This window comes from Shewanella sp. 10N.286.54.B9 (assembly GCF_041468565.1).
In the GTDB taxonomy this organism is placed as follows: Bacteria; Pseudomonadota; Gammaproteobacteria; order Enterobacterales; family Shewanellaceae; genus Shewanella.
Genome location: NZ_JBFRIY010000017.1, coordinates 67,162 through 86,562, shown reverse-complemented (window position 1 = coordinate 86,562; position 19,401 = coordinate 67,162). Strand labels below are relative to the sequence as shown.

Sequence of the window (19,401 nt, the reverse complement as noted above, 5' to 3'; positions counted from 1 at the left end):
TTAATGGAATTGGTATTACTTAATTCTAGCCACAAAAAAGCGCCCAACAAATGAGCGCTATATCGTGTCTACTGGTTTTACTTGCCGACTAGCGGAACCACTTCTCTGTATGGCTCATAGTTCTGATAAATTTCAAGTCGCTGCATAAACTCGCCCGCTTTGCTTTTGTCAGATGTAACGGCTAATGCGTCTATGGCTTTTTGTTGAGTCGTAATCGCAGCGTCAAAGTCGCCAATCTCAGCATATGCAGCGGCAAGGTTATCTAAGTTAGTCGGATCTTTTTCATTGGCCTCAAGCAAAGATAACGAAAGCGCTAATGCCTGATCACCATCGCGGTACTTAGCTTCAGGGCAGGTCGCTAAAATCCATGCAACATTGCCTAGTGAGACTTCATCGCCCACTAATTTAAACTGTTCTACAGCTTTACCACAGTTACGCTCAACCCCTTCACCGCCTGAAGCATAAATAAAGCCTAATCTAAAATCAGCCCACTTATTGCCCTGCTTACTCAGCGCTGTGTACCATTGCTTTGCTGTCGACAGGTCTCTAGATACAATGCTACCTTCAAATGCCAAGTCAGCGACCGTTTGTTGGGCTTTAGCATGACCTTGTTGTGCTGCACTCGTAATCCATTCCATACCAGCGCCATGGTCTTGCTCAACATAGCGACCAGAAAGATACATAAGCCCAAGCAAGTATTGTGCATCAAAATCACCTTGAGCCGCTTTTAACTGGATATGCGCGACTCTGCTAGCCTCTTCAGCACCTTTAGGTTGAGGGATCGAAAAAGCATGAACCGCTGCGCTCGCCGTTATAAAAAAGACCACTACAGTATTTAAAATCCAAGGTCTAAACTTCACTTGAGCTCCTTTTAAATCAAACCAGCAAAACATTACTATTGGTAGCTGCCGAAATGCGCTTACTGGCAGTTAGCCAGAATTTGCCACAAATGTCGAGAATAAAGACCCTCAACTAGTAATGAGAATTATTTTTATTGACGAAGTTCAAAAAAACACTGCAATCAACAACACCCGCTGTCTACCACTCATTAGCTGCCAGAAATATACCAAACAGGATGTGATATGGCTTGCAGAGTTAAGCATACTATTGCCTGAAAAGTCGTAATGAGTTGACATATATTACTAATGTATCAAAATAAAAGACTATTTTGATAGCGAGTTACCTTTATGCATAAAGTCTAAAGTAAGACTTCCATCAAGGTTTCATCTGCTTAATTGACGTAAGATACTTAATTAGCATACTCTTACTCTTAACGTAAATCAGTCGAGGAACATAGGCATGGCTCTGATTGGAAAGCCAAAACCAGATCCTACTTTGGAATGGTTTTTATCACACTGTCATATTCATAAGTACCCAGCCAAAAGCACTTTGATCCACGCTGGTGAAGATTCTGATACACTTTATTACATCGTTAAAGGCTCTGTAGCTGTCTTGATTAAAGACGAAGAAGGCAAAGAGATGATTCTCTCTTACCTTAACCAGGGTGACTTTATCGGTGAATTAGGTTTGTTCGAAGAGCAAGCTGAACGTACAGCTTGGGTTCGCGCTAAGCAAGCTTGTGAAATTGCAGAAATTTCATACAAGAAGTTCAAACAGCTGATTCAGGTTAATCCTGAAATTTTGATGAAGCTTTCTTCGCAGATGGCTTACCGTCTTCACAGTACTAGCCAAAAAGTAGGTGATTTAGCCTTCTTAGATGTGGCAGGTCGCATTGCACAAACATTGCTTCATCTTGCTAAGCAGCCAGATGCAATGACTCACCCAGACGGCATGCAGATTAAGATCACTCGTCAAGAGATCGGTCAAATTGTAGGTTGTTCTCGTGAGACCGTTGGTCGCATATTGAAGATGCTTGAAGAACAAAGCCTTATCCAAGCTCATGGCAAAACTATCGTAGTATACGGTACACGCTAATACAGTATTAAGCTCGGTTTAAGACAGCTTCGATAAAGTGGCCTGAGAGTTATCTCAGGCCATTTTTTTAGGAGTATCGCTTGAAAGCTGTCATTTATTTAAGCGTTTTAGTTTGCTTTCTAAAACTCTCAACCGCGGCATTCGCTAATCAAATTGAAGAAGTGCAGCACTACCAAGCGCAGCAACTGGTGAAAGGCGGCAAGATTTTATCTCTTGATGTCACGCTTGCAGGTGTTCTGGCTATCTGTCACGGTAAACTCATTGACGCCCATTTATATCAACAAAATGGTAAATTACGCTATGAGGTACAGATCCGCACTCAAGCAAGCCAAATTGTTAACTTGACGCTAAATGCCAGCAATGGCCAATTGATAACACCAGCTGAGTTACCCAGTAGTTGCATTGCAAAACCATTGTAGTATTGGCTTATAAATCAGTTCCCTTTACACTGTTCACATACTTTTGAGTTAACACTCCTGTCGAAGCCAAAGCGTTAAACACTCTACAGGCGCCACTGAGAGCAAACTTTATGAAATTACTCCTTGTTGAAGATAACACTCTACTTGTTGAAGAACTGCTGAAACAGCTAAAACAAGCCGGTTACGTCACTGATACTACAGATAAAATTAGCGAAGCAGATTATCTGATAAAGGAGACTAACTACGATTGTGTCATACTAGATATTGGCCTGCCAGATGGTAATGGTCTTGAGCTACTTGAACGCTGGCGTGAGCGAGGCATACATACGCCTGTTATCATGTTAACAGCGCGCAGCCAGTGGCATGAAAAGGTAGAAGGCTTTAACTCAGGCGCTGATGACTATCTAGGTAAGCCGTTTCATACTCAAGAGCTACTGGTCAGGATCCAAGCCTTAATTCAACGTGCTCACGGAAAAGCAAATACGCCTAACAAGCAACTGACTTATGCAGGTGTTGCGTTAGATGAAAGCCAACAGTCAGTAACCGTGGCAGATAATACCTTTGAGCTTACGGCAATGGAGTTTAGGCTACTAAAGATATTCTTAATGTCGCCTAAAAAGCTGCTTTCCAAAGCTCAGTTAACAGATAAGTTATACCAATTTGACGATGAGAAAGAGAGTAACGTTGTTGAAGTTTATGTTACTCACCTGCGTAAGAAATTAGGTAAAACTGCGATAGAGACTCGCCGCGGCCAAGGCTATATTTTTCACGGCATCGTTCAATGATCTCAATCCGCAGCAAACTAAGCCTATGGTTAACCGGTTTAGTCGTAATTGCCACGATTGTGGCAATTATTTTTTTCGAGTCGATGTTACGACAAGCTTTTCATGACTCAATTATCGCAAGATTGCAGGAAGACCTCCAACAAGTCCTACTTGCAACCCATATTCAAGACAGTACCTTTAGCATCGATCAAAGCCAACTTTCCAATTTCTATAAGCCCGTGTATTCAGGCCGCTATTATCAGCTAGACCTTCCCGAACAAGAGCTAAGATCTCGCTCATTGTGGGATCAACGCCTAGAAGTAGTTGATTTAGAAAAAGGCGAAACTCGCGCATGGCAGACTAAAGGTCCGCAAAACCATGATATTCAATTATTATCCATTGGACTCGAATCGGAAACATCAGGGCTTAATGCAACGCTTACTGTCGCGCAGGACTTAAGTATTGGTCGTAAGGTTTTTTCAGAGATCTATGGCACTAAACTCATCGTCAACCTGGTGATGTTAATGACCATGATAATGGGGATTTTCCTAGTTCTACGTCAGTCCTTTAAACCGGTAAATCAAATGAAAGATACCCTAGCAAGATTGCGCGAAGGTGAAATATCATCATTTGATTTAGATACTATTCCACTCGAGCTGCAACCGTTAGCCTCAAACTACAATGAACTTTTACAATATTCAAGCAAACAGATTGAGCGCAGTCGTAATAATCTTGGCAATCTAAGCCATGGTTTAAAAACACCATTGGCGGTAATGCAACAGCAGGTTGAAGCATTAGGTTTGCAAGAGCCTCAAGCCGCAGAGGCGTTACAAAAGCAACTCGACCTAGTACATAAAATGATAGAAAGAAAGCTTGCTGCCGCTCGAATTACCGGTGATATGTTACCTGCGGCCCAAATGCAGTTACCGAAAGATATTGAAGATCTGACACAAACCCTCAAAAAGGTTCATCGTACTAAAAGCATCAATTGCCGTTTTAATATTCCTGCTGATATAAGCCGCTTACCTATGCACCGTGAAGACGGCATGGAACTACTCGGTAACTTGTTAGACAATGCCTTTAAATGGGCAGACAGTGAGATAAGGGTCTGCATTAGCAATCATAACCAGCAACTATTGCTGAGTATTGAGGATGATGGCCCCGGTGTTAAAACCGAGGAGCTTGCACAGCTAACCCACCGTGGCAAACGACTAGATGAAGCGACAATGGGGCATGGGCTAGGCCTATCGATTGTCAAAGATATTGCAGAGCAATACAAAATTGCCTTGCGGTTCGAACACAGTCAGACCCTACCGGGCTTGAAAGTCACACTCGATTTTAGTGATTAATAGCGAACATTCATCCACTAAAAAGCCGGAGTGATTCCGGCTTTTTCTTACTCAATTTGTTCACGAGCTAATGCAAAGTTTAGTTTACGTTAGTGCTTTCAAAAATCTTGTCCGCAGACGCAGCCACAAAGCCTGTGTAAAGCTCTCCGTCGGCTTTAGGATAACGGATGGCAAATTCATAAAAACAGCTAGGGATCTCAACCACGGCGTCTGAGAAGGTAACATTGATCTTATCCGCCATTGTTGAAGATTGCTCTAGCAATACTTCAGGGCTGCCCTTAACTTCACCACCAACCGCATTGAGTACAAAGCCGGCATCTTTAAGTGCATCATTAACTTCAAAAATGGTGTCAAAGTTAGGTAGGTGATTAATTGAAACCGTAAAGTGGTTGGCTCGATAACCCAAAGCCGCTACCCAAGCAGCATACTCACTTTCAGCTAATAACGACTCATAAGTCTTAGCATCTAGATCCCAATGGCGGCCAGAGTAAAGGAAGTTATCAGCTGTTGTTGCAGTTTCATCAACCTGCTCAATCAAGCCTTTAATCGTTGTCTGAAGCTCATCGCTGAACTCTTCTACCAACAACTCAGAGATAAATACTTTTGGTTGAGTGCTGTCAGGATGCTCAAAATGCTTAGCGTTAAGCTTCTTAGCTTCAAATTTATAGTCACCGCAAGCAACATAACCGATAGATTCAAAATGTGCAGCGAGTACATCAAGGTTAACCTTGCTGATATTAAACGTTCGCAGTGCAATATGATCATTGATGATCGTTTCGCCCTTTGAAAGTAGCTGATGGACTTTAGCGGCTGATGGGGTCATCTCAATATAATCTTGCCAAAGTGCTTCAAATAACGCGTTTACATTAGTGTGCATCGTTAACTCCTTTACGCCAGCGTGCTTATTGTTTGTTTATGTCACCCGGCTGTACACATTTGAGGGATTTAGCAGCCCCACCTAGGTTGGTAGGTGAAGCTGCTAGTACTTGCTAGATTTGCATTGCATCAACAGTGTTGATACTTGCTCAACGGCTTTAATGGTTCATAAAAGCAGTTGATATAAACAAAAGGGAAGTGCCCCGAGCACTTCCCTTTTGATTTAACCGTAAAACTAAATGCTCAGACCTGGGCTTAGTTTTGCAGGTAAGCTGACAGCGTCAGCTTCTACTGAAGCGACTGGGTAGGCACAGTAGTCAGCGGCATAAAATGCGCTTGCTCTATGGTTACCCGATGCCCCGACACCACCAAATGGTGCAGCACCTGATGCGCCTGTTATCTGTTTATTCCAGTTCACAATACCAGCGCGAATACGCGCTAAGAAGTAATCATAGTCTTCACGACTATCGGCCAGTATGCCGGCAGATAGACCATAACGTGTCGCGTTAGCCAGTCTGATTGCTTCGTCAAAATCACTGTAGCGAACCACTTGAAGTAGTGGGCCAAAGTACTCTTCATCAGGCAGTTCAATCACATCAGTGACATCAATAAGACCTGGAGATACAAGACCTGTTCCCGCTTCTAGGTGCGTTAACTCAACCATTGAGGTAGCACCTAGGTTGACTAAGTTACGCTGTGCTTCAACCATGCCTTTTGCTGCAGTTTCAGAAATCATCGATCCCATAAACGGCTGAGGCTGTGCATTCCACGCACCCACTTGAATATTTTTAACCGCTGCAGCCAGTTGCTCAAGCAGTGCATCGCCAGCTGCGCCTTTCTCAACATATAGGCGGCGAGCACAAGTACAGCGCTGGCCTGATGAGATATAAGCAGATTGGATAATGTCATGCACGGCAGCTTTAGTATCTGCAACATCTTTAATAATCAGCGGATTATTACCGCCCATCTCTAGCGCTAAAATTTTACCTGGGTCGCCTGCATATTGTTGATGCAAGATATGACCTGTGCGAGAGCTACCAGTGAAAAACAGGCCATCGATTTGTGGATGAGACGCTAATGCCTTACCAGTTGCAACTTCGCCTTGAACAAGGTTAATAACACCGGCTGGCAAACCTGCTTTTTCCCAAAGTTTAAGCATCAACTCGGCCACTTTTGGGGTCAGCTCTGATGGCTTAAATACCACGGTGTTACCCGCTAACAATGCAGGTACGATATGGCCATTTGGTAAGTGACCTGGGAAGTTATAAGGACCAAATACTGCCACCACGCCGTGTGGCTTATGGCGCAATACCGCGCGGCCGGCTGGAGTGTCATTTTCAGATGTGCCGGTACGCTTATGAAAAGCCGCTACAGACAAGCCGATTTTGCCGATCATAGCGCCAGCTTCAGTCGCTGTTTCCCACTGCGGTTTACCGGTTTCTTGTGCAATCACTTCAGCCATTTCAGCTTTGTTTGCTTCAAGTTGGTCACGGTACGCTTCAACAATGGCTAAACGCGCTTCAAAGCCAAGCATAAACCAATCAAACTGAGCGCTACGCGCAGCATCTACTGCAGTATTGACCTGCTCTAGCGTCGCTGTTTTACTGCTCCAGATCACTTCTTGGTTAGCTGGGTTAATTGATGTCACTTCGTGACCTAAACCAGCGGTCCATTTACCTTCAATAAATTGTGTCATTTTCTAATCCTACATTGCCAAGACACGGATCTGCTCACCCTCTGCAACCATAAGGCCTGCAGCGGTTTCAGCATCTAAGATCACGTTGTCGTTGTCTTCTGATACAGCTAACTCTGCAGCTGTAGCGCGGTAATTTTCAAGTTGAGTATTTGCAACGATATAGCTGGTTGCAGCCGCTGGTGTATCACCAATGGATACTGTCAGCAGTCGGCTTTCGCGAACCGAGCGAATATCATTTAAATTGCACTCTACAGTCGGGCCACCATCGAATATATCGACGTAGCCACGGCATCTAAAGCCTTCAGCTTGCAATAAGTTAAGTGCAGGTCGAGTATTGGCATGCACTTCACCAATCACTTTTTGTGCTTCTTCTGGTAACAAACAAACATAGACAGCATTCTTTGGCATCATCTCAGCCATAAATGCTTTTTTTCCTAAGCCTGAAAGGTAATCGGCTTCAATAAAATCAATGCCTAAGAAGTGTTTTTGCAACCAGTCATAAAAAGGTGAGTTGCCGTCATCGTCACTCTCACCGCGCATTTCAGCAATTACGGTTTCACCGAAACGTGCTGCATGCTGAGCTAAAAACAAAAATCGGCTACGTGATAACATGCGACCATTGTTGTTTTTGCGATAACTTCCACGCAGGAATAAAGTACACAGCTCAGCTGCACCTGTGTAGTCGTGGCACAAAGTCAAAGTCTCAACCTCGTTGCGCACATCAATCTGCTCTGAATGATAAACTTCAGTGCCAAGGCGGTAATGGTAGAAAGCATCTTCCATGCCCACAGCAGCTTCAATACCACAAGTACCGATAACTTCACCGGTAGCCGTATCTTCAAGCACCATTAAATAGCCTTCGTCAAAAGGCTTATCAACCTGTTTGGTAAACGATGCTTCAACTCGTGCAATTTTGCTTCGAAGAAGCTCTTCGTTTACAGGTAAAGATGTGAATCCATGTCCTGACTCTTCTGCTATTTGGTATAGCGCGTCAAAATCAGTGGATCGAATTGGACGTATAACTAACATCTAGGAGTCTCCTCACTATCGCTTGCTATTAGCTCTACAGCGCTTAATAAGCCAATGTTAAGAGCTAAGCAACAAGTATCCTAAAGACAAAAAAGAAGCGCTAGAATGCTCTAGCGCCTCGTTTGCCAATTAGGCTGCGACTACTTTAGCGACTGCTCGCTCGAAACGCGCTAGGCCTTCCGCGATGTCTGCTTCTGGAATAACCAGAGAAGGAGTGAAACGTACCACGTTTGCACCCGCTACCAAGCTCATAACGCCCTCTTGGATACCGGCTACTAAGAACTCTTTAGCGCGTCCTTGGTACTTCTCATTAACGACTGCGCCAAGTAATAGGCCTTGACCACGTACTTCAGTGAATACGTCGTACTTATCATTGATCTTGTTTAGACCGTCACGTAGCAACTGCTCACGCTTTTTAACGCCATCTAACACTTCAGGAGTGTTAACAACGTCAAGTACTGCATTACCAATTGCACATGCTAGTGGGTTACCACCGTATGTCGAACCGTGAGTACCAATCTTAAGATGATCTGCGATCTCTTTAGTTGTCAGCATAGCTGCGATTGGGAATCCACCACCAAGTGCTTTAGCTGTAGTCAGTACGTCAGGTACCACATCGCCGCGCATGTAAGCATAAAGCTCACCAAGACGACCAACACCAGTTTGAACTTCATCAAATACCAGCAGCGCATTGTGCTTATCACAAAGTGCACGTACCGCTTTTAGGAATTCAGGATCTGCATCGATAATGCCACCTTCACCTTGAAGAGGCTCCATCATTACAGCACAAGTTTTGTCAGAAAATACTGCCTCTAGAGCAGCAATATCATTGAATGGTACGTGAGTAATGCTCTGTGGCTTTGGACCGAAACCGTCAGAATATGCCGCTTGACCACCGACACTTACAGTGAAGAAAGTACGACCATGGAATGCTTTATCAAATGCGATGATTTGATCTTTCTCAGCGCCAAACTTATCCATCGCGTAACGACGTACAAGCTTAAGCGCTGCTTCGTTTGCTTCTGCGCCAGAGTTGGCAAAGTAAACACGGTCAGCAAATGTTGCTTCAACAAGCTTGCTCGCTAATTCAAGCGCTGGCTCGTTAGTCATAACGTTAGATAGGTGCCAAAGCTTTTCGCCCTGCTCTTTTAGCGCACCAACCAAAGCTGGATGACAATGACCTAAACAATTAACCGCAATACCACCAGCGAAGTCGATAAACTCTTTACCTTCTTGATCCCAAACTCGGCTACCTTCGCCACGAACAGGGATTACAGCTGAAGGCGCATAGTTAGGCACCATAACTTCGTCAAACTGGGCACGTGTTAGATTAGTGTTAACGCTCATTCTTTCTCATCCTTTCTAATTTGCGACTACTTTTATGCAGTCGTTTTCCGCTTGATGCCTTTATCTTATGTAGGTGACATCGCGGTTGTTTGTTTTGCTAGGAGGACATTATTAGCGAAAATGTGATCAAAATACCAGTTTTTCACAACCTTCTAAGAGCTGTTCAGCCTTAATAGTGCATAAAGATTTGCAGAACTGAATTATCAACGCAGATATGGCGTGGGTTTAAGCATATTTAGTCATAAAAAAGTTATCTAGAGCCACTAATCGCTAAATATTCAAACTTATTGAATAATTAGCAAGGCCTATCTGGCCGTTATCGCGCTATAAAGCATTAATTCGTCACTTTTTTAGCCAGTACATGATTAACTAACCAAAATAGCCTTTTTTATAAAAAATTGTATACTATTTTTTGACTATAATTGGCAGATGTATGGACGTCTATATACTCATTCAGCATTAGCAATGATAGAGAATAGCCGATGTGCTTTTTGATAATGCTTTCGCGTTATTTATTTAACATCAGATTAAGGACAGCTTACGGTAATTTTGCGCATTCAATCGGATCAGCTCTTGCTCAGAAAGCTCATAATAGTCATACATTATCCGTCGCTCTGCAGCGGTAATATTTCCAGACTCCTGTAACAGATAAACACGAGCGAAACAGTTAGCTCTCTCTAACAACTTTGCGTCATCGTTCAGGTCAGCATATTTCAAACTGGTATTCATCGACTTGAGAGTCTTTGTTAGACGGCTTTGCTCAAAATCAAGTTGTTCCAACAACTGCCAATTCAATAAACCACTATGTTTCAACACCTGTTGGTACACATCCAATGCAGGAAACTCGGTCGCCATCACGGCATCGTAAAGTGCTTTATCACGACTGGCGCTTGCCTCTCTGAGCCAAGTTCCCCAAGTCGTATCGAACAGCTTGGCACAATTACTAATAACACTGGAGTTACCCAGTTGATTCATCAAACTGCAGCTATAGAGGAATGCGCGGTCGTTACCGTGCAACTCAACCAATGCTTGCGCCGCTATCGCGGTGATAATGCTATAACGCCAAAGCTTGCGAGTGACCCACAGCAACTGAGGTTGACCAGTGGGCATAAGGTTTCGTAGGCAAAAATAGGGGATCAATGCCTGTAGATTTTCAATTCCAATATAATTGAGTACCAACTTAATATCGGTGACTTGGATTTCAGAAGACTTTGGACGACGATGTCTAAATGTCGGACTGTTGATCATATTAATAAGATCGCGTTGCAACCAAGGCAATGCCATCACCAATGGCCGTATTTTTACCAGATCGACTTGTTTGCAATAGAGCATTTCCAACAACAGAACCTGCTTTTCATCAAGGCTTGAATGTTCAAGCACTAACTCGATGGATGCTAACTGATGATCAATGGTTTGGTTTACGCTAGTAATAAGCTGGGTAGACACCGCTTTGTATAACGCTTGGGCCCTGTTTTGCTTGTCGATCCGCGCTCTAATAGCCTCTCGTTCAATTTCAAGTTTATTAGCGCTAACCTCAAGCTCTGCATCAATTTCACCCGCCATAGCTGTAGGCTTACTTTTGCCTACAATCAGCAAGTGTTGCAACCTATGTTCTAGCTCAACGATTTTTCCGGGCTTAACTCCACCCGCGACTGAAATTGCCACAAAGAATCCTACTTTAAACCTTAAAATCAATAGTTGTGACAAACACCAGCAGTGTATTATCACCTTTTAAAACAGCTATAAAAAATCCAGAGTGACTCTGGATTTTTATCGGCTCAACCACAAAATTATTTAGTCGTTAACGCATTTCCCAGGCGCGATATGAACGCCCTTTCAATTTACCATTAACTATTTTGTGTAGTGCGCGCTTAGCAACCTTACGATTAACAGCCACATATGAGCGGTAATCAGTAATTTTAATTTTGCCCACTTCACTACCTTCAATGCCGTCATCACCAGTCAGTGCACCTAGAATATCGCCGGGACGCAACTTCTGTTTTTTACCGCCATCGATTTGTAGAGTAATCATGCTTGGCTGAGTCGGGAAAGTATCGAGTAAATGCTCTGAAGGTAGCCCTTCACTAACAATATCTCGCTCAAGATAATCTTCCAATAATGCGACTTTGTAGCCATCTTCATCGCTAAAGAACGTATGTGCCGCACCTTTACTCCCCGCGCGGCCAGTACGGCCAATACGGTGAATATGAACTTCGGTATCAAAGGCAATGTGGTAGTTGATAACCGCATCCAGTGCATCAATATCCAGTCCTCGTGCTGCAACATCTGTTGCCACCATAATCGACACGCTTTTGTTGGCGAACTGCAGCAAGGTTTGATCTCTGTCTCTTTGTTCAAGATCGCCATGCAATGCCACTACGCTGAAACCATCATTTTTAAGTTGCGCCGCCACATCTTTGGTTTCACGCTTGGTGTTACAAAACACCACTGCGCTTTCAGGTCTGTGTTGCAATAACAGTAACTTCAATGCACGCATACGGTCATTGTTATTACCCACTTCATAGAAGTGTTGCTCAATAGTATTACCAGCATGGGTCGATGCCACTTTAACCATCACCGGCTTAAACATGATCTGATCGGCAATCGATTTTATTTGCTCAGGGAATGTTGCGCTAAATAATAGTGTCTGACGCTCAATAGGCATCTGCTCCATAATGCCTTCAAGTTCAACTTGAAAACCCATTTCGAGCATGCGGTCGGCTTCATCTAATACCAAGGTATTGACGTTCTCTAGATCCAAACGACCGCGATCTAAATGATCGATAATACGTCCAGGCGTACCCACAATGATATGTGCGCCGTGCTCAAGCGAACCGATTTGCGGCCCCATTGGCACACCGCCACACAGAGTGAGGACTTTAATATTGTGGATACCGCGCGCTAGAGTACGGATCTCTTTAGCGACTTGATCTGCCAACTCACGGGTTGGGCACAAGACTAAAGATTGAATACGGAAACGCTTAACGTCTAATTTATGCAGTAGACCCAAACCAAAAGCAGCCGTTTTGCCCGATCCGGTTTTTCCTTGGCCAATGACATCTTCCCCATTAAGGATTGCAGGTAAGCTCTGCGCCTGAATCGGCGTCATCGACTCGTAACCCATAGTGGTTAAGTTGTCGAGTAACTCAGTTTTGAGCTTTAGGGTTGAAAACGGCACTTGGCCATCGGTATCGAGGACTGATTGAGTCAAAGTTTCTTTCCTAAGTATTCACCGCGAGAATGAAGCATATTACTGGTCAATAACAGCTAACCAGTTCAATACAGATGGCGATTATGCCGATTCTCTGCAGCGATAAAATATAGTGACAAGGGCCTTTTATACACAAGGCCTAAATTGTCGGTGATGAATGCTAACTATTATAGCGCGCTATTGTAGCAGTTATTACAATAGATGCAGCATACCCACGCGTTTTCAGCAATAAAGATGACGCCCAGCGCTTTACCTTTAACGCTTTGCCGCTTATGTTAAAACTAACTTCTTCAATTAACTCATTATCATGTCAGTTAAAACAGCTGTAATGCCTTATCTTGCACAGTGTTTATCCAGCAATGAGCTGCTTAACAGTAAACGCTATCTTTTTGAGCTTAAACGCAAGCTGCTACGCCAGCCTCACAATCTAAAAGTGTTTATTAAGATTGATGATCCCTACAGCTATATTTTGCTGCAAGCCTTAGCACGGTTTGTTCCGCGCTACAGCGCATCTACGTCACTGAAGTTGTCCTTTCATCCAATATGTTCATATGCTAAGAATGCTTTTCCAGAGCCTATTCTTTGGCAACAAAATGCCTTCAGCGACTGTCAATATTTGGCCAAACTATATGGTTTAAACTTTCCTGACACAGATTTAAGTAACCGCTCACATAAGATCAAGGCTATCAAATCGCTGTTAGCTTGCGACTCTTCGACCGCAGATCTTCAGCAATTCATCACGGTTTTTGAGCAATTTTGGCAGGGTAAGTCCAGCAGTAGCAACGCGCTTTTGAGCCATTTAGAGAATGATACGTTAGCGCGCAATAGTGCACTACTGAAAACGCTGGGCCACTACCAAGCTGGCACAATTTATTATGGCAACGAATGGTATTGGGGAGTCGATAGGCTCGCCTATTTAGAACAGCGTATAAGCGCTATTAGTGAGCAAGCTATAGCTCCCCTATTTACCAAAACTAGACTCAAGCTTGCTCCCCTGGCAAAAACAAGCAAACTCAACGACAACAATCAGCGGCAGTTAACGCTTTATTTCTCTATCCGCAGCCCCTACTCCTACTTAGGCTTAGAGCAAGCTGTAGAACTTACCAAGACATATCAAATACCATTAGTCATCAAGCCTGTATTGCCGATGGTGATGCGTGGCTTAACCGTGCCCAAAGCCAAAAAAATGTATATTTTTCACGACACCACTCGCGAAGCTCGTCGCTTAAATATAGATTATGGCAAAGTCGCTGACCCTTTAGGTAAAGGTGTAGAGAGGTGCTACGCAATATTCGAATATGCAAAAAAGCAAGGAAAAGCCACTGAGTACCTATTAAGTTACTCACGTGCAGTCAATAGCCAAGGTGTGCATAGCCAGACCGATGCAGGCCTTAAATGTATTGTTGAGCGTAGTGGCTTAGATTGGCAGCATGCCCAAAGCCTGTTAGGGCAATCGAACTGGCGTCAATGGGCACAACAGAATCTCGATGAGATGCTAGCGCTCGGTCTGTGGGGAGTGCCAAGTTTTCATTATCAAGATAAGCATCTACAACTTAGTGTCTGGGGACAAGATAGGCTCGCGAGAATAGAGCAGTACCTTAACCCTCAAAACGATTAAAAGCCCTCTGCAATTCATTTTCTAACAGTCATCGCGTGAGCATATTATTTGCGACTAGCAACCGCTATTGCCTTACTCCGGATTAAAGACACCTATCACGGCACCAGTGGCTTTCTTAGCCACTTTGTCATCGGTTTGTTGTTCTCGATAATCACACTCAACGCACTCTACCGTTTCAATGCCATTATCTTTAAACAGCACGATAGATTCCTGCGCTTTACACTTTGGGCATTTAGCGCCGGCAACAAATCGTTTCTTCACTTTCTTGGTGGTAGTCGTCATCAATTAGATCCCTAAGGGTAAATTCGCGGCTATTTTGCCACAAAAGTACAAATAAGCCGATACATAGCCAGAGTTTTTGGCCGTTGGTCATAGCAGTCAGACTAGATTGTAAGCTATTATCCCCAGCAATAATTGCGTTAACTCAGACTCAAGTCGGCATAAATGATCACCATCTCTCAAGCTCAACTCGTTCGCGGGTCTAAAACCCTACTCGACGAAACATCGTTAACCGTTTATCCGGGCCACAAAGTGGGCTTAGTCGGAGCCAACGGTACCGGTAAGTCATCTTTACTTGCACTTATCTTAGGCAAGATCTCATTGGATAAAGGTGACTTTTCCATGCCTGCTGGCTGGCAGACCGCCACTGTAGCCCAGGAAACACCCGCACTAGAAGTGGCCGCCATTGAGTATGTCATTGATGGTGATACCGAATACCGTGAGCTTGAAGCTCAACTACATCAAGCTCAAGAGCGTGATGATGGTCATAAGATTGCATTATTGCACGGAAAAATAGACGCCATTGGCGGCTACGCAATCCACAGCCGCGCAGCCAGTCTATTAGCGGGTCTTGGCTTTAGCGAAGCGGAGCAGTCAAATCCAGTGAAGAGCTTTTCTGGTGGTTGGCGCATGCGCTTAAACTTAGCCCAAGCATTATTATGCCGATCTGATCTACTGCTACTCGATGAACCGACCAACCACTTGGATTTAGACACCATGTACTGGTTAGAGGGTTGGATTAAAGCCTACCAAGGCACTTTGATTCTGATCAGTCATGACCGTGACTTTATCGACGGTATTGTCGACGAAATTGTCCATGTCGAAAATTACAAATTAAATTACTACAAAGGCAACTACACCGCCTTTGAACGTGTCCGTGCTGAGCGCATGGCACAGCAACAAGTCGCTTTTGAACGTCAGCAAAAAGAGCGAGCGCACATGCAGTCATTTGTAGACCGCTTTCGCTATAAAGCCAGTAAAGCTAAGCAAGCACAGAGCCGCTTAAAAGCACTTGAACGCATGACAGAGCTTTTGCCATCACAAGCTGACAGCCCGTTTCATATGGCCTTTAGAGAGCCAGAGGCACTACCTAACCCGCTAGTGACCATGGAGCAAGTCTCTATCGGTTACGGCGAAACTGAAATCCTTAAGAAGGTTCACCTGAACTTAGTACCCGGCGCACGCATCGGTTTACTCGGTCGAAATGGTGCGGGTAAATCAACCTTAGTCAAACTGCTTTCCGGTGAACTATCGCCAATGAAAGGTATGTACGAAACCAATCCAGGTCTGAATATCGGCTACTTTGCCCAACATCAGTTAGAGTTTCTAAGCTTAGATGATACGCCGTTGCAACACCTTGCCCGCCTTGCTCCTAACGCTAAAGAGCAGGAGCTACGAAACTTTTTAGGTGGCTATGGCTTTAACGGCGATATGGCCGTTGCCCCGGTGCGCCCGTTCTCGGGGGGAGAGAAAGCGCGTCTGGTGTTGGCACTACTGGTTTGGCAACGCCCTAACCTATTACTACTCGATGAACCTACCAACCATTTAGATTTAGAGATGCGTCATGCACTGACAATGGCGCTACAGTCATTTGAAGGCGCGATGATTATTGTCTCGCACGATAGGCACTTACTGCGTCTAAGTTGTAGCGATTATTACTTAGTCGACCAAGGTGAAGTGAAGAGTTTTGCAGGTGATCTTGATGATTATCATCAATGGTTACTGGATGCAGCGAAGACGGCCAATAAAGATGATGCCGCGGCAACAGCTAAACCCATTCAAGACAAGAAACAGCAAAAACGTTTGGAAGCCGAGCTTAGGCAAAAACTATCACCAATGAAAAAAATCCAAACCAAGCTAGAGAAAGAGCAACAAAAAGCCAGTGACCGTTTGAGTGAGTTGGAAGAGATGTTAGCGGATGCCAGCCTCTATGATGCTGATAATAAACCCAAGCTTACCCAAGTGCTAAATGAACGCACCAAGCTCACTCAAGGGTTAGAAGAAAGCGAGATGGAATGGCTGGAAGTTCAAGAACAGATAGAAGAGATTGAACAAAATGTTCGCGCTTCAGTCTGACTAGACAATATGGAAAGTTCAAAGGGGTACTGCCCCTTTTCAATGGATAATGAACATGACGTTTTTCAACAAACTTGATGGACAGCTTTGGCAAGATTGTGATGATATCTATCTAAAGCATCAACAAATATGCCTAGAGTTACAAGATAAGCACCAAGTAAACGTGAATCTATTGTTGCTGGCGACTTGGCTCAATAAACAGAGCCATTTTCTTTCGCTAGAACAGTGGCAAGTGCTGCAACAAGATACTTTTAAATGGGAATCACGAGTACTGCTTCCCTATAGAAAGCTACGCCGGTTAAGTAAATCTTGTTTAGCTGCAGATGAGTATCAACAGATGCTGGATGTGGAGTTAATGTTGGAGCGTAAATCACAAAAGCTTATCTTGCATAGCCTCAACCAATTAAGCTGGCATGGAGAGAGCTGCAATTTAGCAAGCTACCTATCACTGTTTAATTTAAGCGAAAGTGACTATCCAATGCTAATCAACGAATACATCTGAAAATAGTTACAAAAATGCCAGTCTTGAGACTGGCATTTCATTTAAATCACACGGCACTAAAACAGCTTAGAAAACCAATTCTACACCGGCAAAGTAGCCTTTAAACTGCATGTCTGCAGTCACGCCATCAAAGCCATTAACATCAAATTTGAAGTCACGGTAACCAGCGCGAATACGGTAATCAAGTGCAGTACCATCGAAGTTCCAACCAAGACCCACTGAATAGTCATAAACATTTGACTCGTCTACGCCCATCATGATGTCTGCAAAACCGTAAAGGCCAAGACCAGGTATGCCCACTTGTGCGTCAACATAGCCCATCACAATACCGCTATCGATATCTTTTCTTTCTGGGTGGCCAGCATCTGCAACGCGGAATTCACCATGCATAAGCTTGTATGCAGCACCAATATCTAACGCAACGATATCGTTATCTAGGATCTCGTAATAAAGCACAAAATCAGTATTACTTAGGTCAGTCGTTGCGTTTACATCACCGATGAAGTTATGACCATTAAAGTTAAAATCAGCACCTGACATGCTGCCTTTACCTTCTAAGCTATTCTCACGGATCTTAACATTCGGGATCAATGGAATTGGATGCTCGATAGCAACCCAGATACTGCCTTGCGAAGAGTCTTTATAGTTAAACTCTTGCTGCGGCTGGCCTCTTTCTGCAAAAGTACCACTGGTATCAGCTTGCCAGTAATCACCACCCACTTTAAAACCAACAACAGAAGCAGCATGAGCAGAAGTGCCGACTAGGGAGCCTAATAGTGCACACGCTAATAATGTCTTTTTCATAGTTAACCTTGAGTCAATAAGTTAGTTAAATCGATAACCGCGGCATTTGCGCGCGAGATATAGTTTGCCATCACTAAAGAGTGATTGGCGACAACCCCAAAGCCAGAACCATTAAGGATCATAGGACTCCAAACGGATTGCTGTGTTTCTTCAAGTTCACGAATGATTTGTCGCAAACTCACTTGAGCATTCTTTTTCTTTAACACGTCAGCAAAATCAACTTCCACCGCTTTCATGAAGTTAAGCAGTGCCCATGTCGCACCGCGCGTCTCATAAAACACGTCGTCAATCTTCCACCAGCTGGTTTTAATCTCTTGTGCTACATAACCAGGTGTAGATTGTCTTGCCGAGCTATCGCCAGATAGGTCAGTGTTGAGTCTCTCTTGCCCAACACTTGCAGAGAGTCGTTGTGACATGCTGCCGAGGCGCTTTTGCACTTCTTTGAGCCATTCATTTAAATTATCCGCTCGCGCATAAAACTGTGCATCTGGGTTTTCGGTTGCCACCATGCGAGCGCGATACAACTTCAATAACTTAATAGCATCACGGTACTCACTTTCAGCACTTGGTACTAACCAACTCGTGTGCTCAATATTTAGTTTAGAGTGAGCAGCCAGTAAGTCTTTATCGGCTGTCGATTGAGACTGAGAACGGCTAAACTCTTTGCGCATAATTAGCGCTAAATCACGGGCCTGCTCAATGGCGCCAAATTCAAATGCTGGCATGTTGTCCATCAGAATCGAAGGTGGTGTAACATCATTCGACAACCATCCCCCTTGTTTATCTAGCAATGCTTCGACCGTTAAAATTAGCGATGTTGTCGTGGCATAACCCGTAACTTGGCGACCATTGTCTTGTTTATAAACTTCTTGTTCAATAACATCAGGCTCAACGCTCCACCAAACGGCAACAAAGTAGCCAATCAAAAAGATCACCGCGGCGATACCGACGCCTTTCTTCCATGTCATTTGCATTTGCTGTTACTCCTAATGATGGTGATGATGGTGTTCAGACTCTGCTGAGCCGGCTTGTTTTTTTACCGGCAGTGAAATCACTTGTTGCTGGCCATCTGCAAAGTTTAAGGTTAGCTCTACTTTGCTGTCTTCAGCTAAAGGCGCGTGTAAGCCCAACAACATTATGTGATTGCCTGATTCTGACAACACTAAGCTGCTATGAGAGTCTATGTCAAAGCCATCAACTTGGCGCATTTTTATCATGCCATTTTCATCGACAAGTGTATGCAACTGAGCCTCTTTCGCAAACGGAACTGTAACCGAAACTAGGCGAGTCGCTGGGCCATGATTTTCTAAAGTGATATAAGCAGCGGTATTGGGCACGCTAGCAGGCATTGCACGAACATAACCATCGGTGAGCATCACCTGTGCAAAAGCCGTCAATGAAAAACCGCTTAACAGAGTAATGTTAAACAGTTGTTTGAATATTTGCTTCAATGTCTTAAACTCCATTTTAAAACCCAATTCGCAACATGAGGACAT

Annotated in this window: 18 protein-coding genes; 7 read left to right on the top strand and 11 right to left on the bottom strand. The window is 44.0% G+C overall.

From position 1 onward, the window contains the following. Window positions 1-77 precede the first annotated feature (77 nt). Window positions 78-860: a tetratricopeptide repeat protein gene (locus tag AB4135_RS06250; RefSeq protein ID WP_371991249.1), complete on the bottom strand. Its 783-nt coding sequence runs from the start codon at window positions 858-860 to the stop codon at window positions 78-80. Window positions 861-1,299: 439 nt separating this feature from the next. Here AB4135_RS06250 and crp point away from each other — a divergent pair, with 439 nt between their 5' ends. The 4 genes from crp (at window position 1,300) to AB4135_RS06230 (ending at window position 4,467) form a co-directional block, all read left to right on the top strand. Further along, on the top strand, window positions 1,300-1,935 hold the full coding sequence (gene crp / locus AB4135_RS06245) for a cAMP-activated global transcriptional regulator CRP (RefSeq protein ID WP_012278664.1): 636 nt from the start codon (window positions 1,300-1,302) through the stop codon (window positions 1,933-1,935). An 80-nt stretch (window positions 1,936-2,015) separates the two neighbouring features. After that, entirely contained in the window at window positions 2,016-2,354 is a 339-nt protein-coding gene (locus AB4135_RS06240; RefSeq protein ID WP_371991248.1) for a PepSY domain-containing protein, read from the top strand. Between the two features lie 110 nt (window positions 2,355-2,464). Next, window positions 2,465-3,139, top strand: a complete 675-nt coding sequence (locus tag AB4135_RS06235; RefSeq protein ID WP_371991246.1) for a response regulator transcription factor — start codon at window positions 2,465-2,467, stop codon at window positions 3,137-3,139. Then, window positions 3,136-4,467: an ATP-binding protein gene (locus tag AB4135_RS06230; RefSeq protein WP_371991244.1), complete on the top strand. Its 1,332-nt coding sequence runs from the start codon at window positions 3,136-3,138 to the stop codon at window positions 4,465-4,467. The genes AB4135_RS06235 and AB4135_RS06230 overlap by 4 nt, the downstream gene beginning before the upstream one ends. A 79-nt stretch (window positions 4,468-4,546) precedes the next feature. Here AB4135_RS06230 and AB4135_RS06225 read toward each other — a convergent pair whose 3' ends face one another. The 6 genes from AB4135_RS06225 to dbpA form a co-directional block, all read right to left on the bottom strand. Continuing rightward, a complete protein-coding gene (locus tag AB4135_RS06225) occupies window positions 4,547-5,344 on the bottom strand; it encodes a DUF1338 domain-containing protein (protein WP_371991242.1) in 798 nt (265 codons plus the stop codon). A 234-nt stretch (window positions 5,345-5,578) separates the two neighbouring features. Beyond that, window positions 5,579-7,039, bottom strand: a complete 1,461-nt coding sequence (astD, locus tag AB4135_RS06220; RefSeq protein ID WP_371991240.1) for a succinylglutamate-semialdehyde dehydrogenase — start codon at window positions 7,037-7,039, stop codon at window positions 5,579-5,581. Window positions 7,040-7,048: 9 nt separating this feature from the next. Next, window positions 7,049-8,068 carry an arginine N-succinyltransferase gene (astA, locus tag AB4135_RS06215; protein ID WP_371991238.1) on the bottom strand — a complete coding sequence of 340 codons (1,020 nt, stop codon included), beginning with the start codon at window positions 8,066-8,068 and terminating at the stop codon, window positions 7,049-7,051. Between the two features lie 129 nt (window positions 8,069-8,197). Next, on the bottom strand, window positions 8,198-9,415 hold the full coding sequence (locus AB4135_RS06210) for an aspartate aminotransferase family protein (protein WP_371991237.1): 1,218 nt from the start codon (window positions 9,413-9,415) through the stop codon (window positions 8,198-8,200). Between the two features lie 522 nt (window positions 9,416-9,937). Continuing rightward, window positions 9,938-11,080, bottom strand: coding sequence for an HDOD domain-containing protein (locus AB4135_RS06205; protein ID WP_371991235.1), 1,143 nt, complete (start codon window positions 11,078-11,080; stop codon window positions 9,938-9,940). Between the two features lie 136 nt (window positions 11,081-11,216). Continuing rightward, window positions 11,217-12,593 carry an ATP-dependent RNA helicase DbpA gene (gene dbpA, locus AB4135_RS06200; protein WP_371991251.1) on the bottom strand — a complete coding sequence of 459 codons (1,377 nt, stop codon included), beginning with the start codon at window positions 12,591-12,593 and terminating at the stop codon, window positions 11,217-11,219. A 340-nt stretch (window positions 12,594-12,933) separates the two neighbouring features. Here dbpA and AB4135_RS06195 point away from each other — a divergent pair, with 340 nt between their 5' ends. Continuing rightward, complete coding sequence (locus tag AB4135_RS06195; protein WP_371991234.1) at window positions 12,934-14,244, top strand: DsbA family protein; 1,311 nt, start codon at window positions 12,934-12,936, stop codon at window positions 14,242-14,244. 72 nt (window positions 14,245-14,316) lie between these two features. On the opposite strand, the gene AB4135_RS06190 is transcribed toward AB4135_RS06195, so the two are convergent. Next, window positions 14,317-14,526: a YheV family putative zinc ribbon protein gene (locus tag AB4135_RS06190; protein WP_371991233.1), complete on the bottom strand. Its 210-nt coding sequence runs from the start codon at window positions 14,524-14,526 to the stop codon at window positions 14,317-14,319. Window positions 14,527-14,688: 162 nt separating this feature from the next. On the opposite strand from AB4135_RS06190, the gene AB4135_RS06185 reads away from it, so the two are divergent. Together AB4135_RS06185 and AB4135_RS06180 are read left to right on the top strand one after the other, a co-directional pair. Beyond that, a complete protein-coding gene (locus AB4135_RS06185; protein ID WP_371991231.1) occupies window positions 14,689-16,599 on the top strand; it encodes an ABC transporter ATP-binding protein in 1,911 nt (636 codons plus the stop codon). A 55-nt stretch (window positions 16,600-16,654) separates the two neighbouring features. Then, complete coding sequence (locus AB4135_RS06180) at window positions 16,655-17,101, top strand: TIGR02444 family protein (RefSeq protein WP_371991230.1); 447 nt, start codon at window positions 16,655-16,657, stop codon at window positions 17,099-17,101. 66 nt (window positions 17,102-17,167) lie between these two features. Here the strand turns inward: AB4135_RS06180 and AB4135_RS06175 are convergent, their stop codons facing one another. The 3 genes from AB4135_RS06175 to AB4135_RS06165 are packed head-to-tail and all read right to left on the bottom strand — an operon-like array spanning window position 17,168 to window position 19,371. Beyond that, a complete protein-coding gene (locus AB4135_RS06175) occupies window positions 17,168-17,905 on the bottom strand; it encodes a TIGR04219 family outer membrane beta-barrel protein (protein ID WP_020910933.1) in 738 nt (245 codons plus the stop codon). 2 nt (window positions 17,906-17,907) lie between these two features. Continuing rightward, complete coding sequence (locus AB4135_RS06170; protein WP_371991228.1) at window positions 17,908-18,879, bottom strand: DUF2333 family protein; 972 nt, start codon at window positions 18,877-18,879, stop codon at window positions 17,908-17,910. A gap of 12 nt (window positions 18,880-18,891) precedes the next feature. Beyond that, the gene (locus AB4135_RS06165; RefSeq protein ID WP_371991226.1) at window positions 18,892-19,371 is read right to left on the bottom strand and encodes a copper chaperone PCu(A)C; all 480 of its coding nucleotides are present in this window, start codon (window positions 19,369-19,371) and stop codon (window positions 18,892-18,894) included. Window positions 19,372-19,401 lie beyond the last annotated feature (30 nt).

What these genes read in the sequence shown, in the direction of transcription:
- AB4135_RS06210 (WP_371991237.1), bottom strand. Translation starts at nt 9,415, where the DNA reads ATGAGCGTTAACACTAATCTAACACGTGCCCAGTTTGACGAAGTTATG.
- astD (WP_371991240.1), bottom strand. Translation starts at nt 7,039, where the DNA reads ATGACACAATTTATTGAAGGTAAATGGACCGCTGGTTTAGGTCACGAA.
- AB4135_RS06175 (WP_020910933.1), bottom strand. Translation starts at nt 17,905, where the DNA reads ATGAAAAAGACATTATTAGCGTGTGCACTATTAGGCTCCCTAGTCGGC.
- AB4135_RS06165 (WP_371991226.1), bottom strand. Translation starts at nt 19,371, where the DNA reads ATGGAGTTTAAGACATTGAAGCAAATATTCAAACAACTGTTTAACATT.
- AB4135_RS06170 (WP_371991228.1), bottom strand. Translation starts at nt 18,879, where the DNA reads ATGCAAATGACATGGAAGAAAGGCGTCGGTATCGCCGCGGTGATCTTT.
- AB4135_RS06225 (WP_371991242.1), bottom strand. Translation starts at nt 5,344, where the DNA reads ATGCACACTAATGTAAACGCGTTATTTGAAGCACTTTGGCAAGATTAT.
- AB4135_RS06195 (WP_371991234.1), top strand. Translation starts at nt 12,934, where the DNA reads ATGTCAGTTAAAACAGCTGTAATGCCTTATCTTGCACAGTGTTTATCC.
- AB4135_RS06185 (WP_371991231.1), top strand. Translation starts at nt 14,689, where the DNA reads ATGATCACCATCTCTCAAGCTCAACTCGTTCGCGGGTCTAAAACCCTA.
- AB4135_RS06190 (WP_371991233.1), bottom strand. Translation starts at nt 14,526, where the DNA reads ATGACGACTACCACCAAGAAAGTGAAGAAACGATTTGTTGCCGGCGCT.
- astA (WP_371991238.1), bottom strand. Translation starts at nt 8,068, where the DNA reads ATGTTAGTTATACGTCCAATTCGATCCACTGATTTTGACGCGCTATAC.
- AB4135_RS06230 (WP_371991244.1), top strand. Translation starts at nt 3,136, where the DNA reads ATGATCTCAATCCGCAGCAAACTAAGCCTATGGTTAACCGGTTTAGTC.
- AB4135_RS06235 (WP_371991246.1), top strand. Translation starts at nt 2,465, where the DNA reads ATGAAATTACTCCTTGTTGAAGATAACACTCTACTTGTTGAAGAACTG.
- AB4135_RS06180 (WP_371991230.1), top strand. Translation starts at nt 16,655, where the DNA reads ATGACGTTTTTCAACAAACTTGATGGACAGCTTTGGCAAGATTGTGAT.
- crp (WP_012278664.1), top strand. Translation starts at nt 1,300, where the DNA reads ATGGCTCTGATTGGAAAGCCAAAACCAGATCCTACTTTGGAATGGTTT.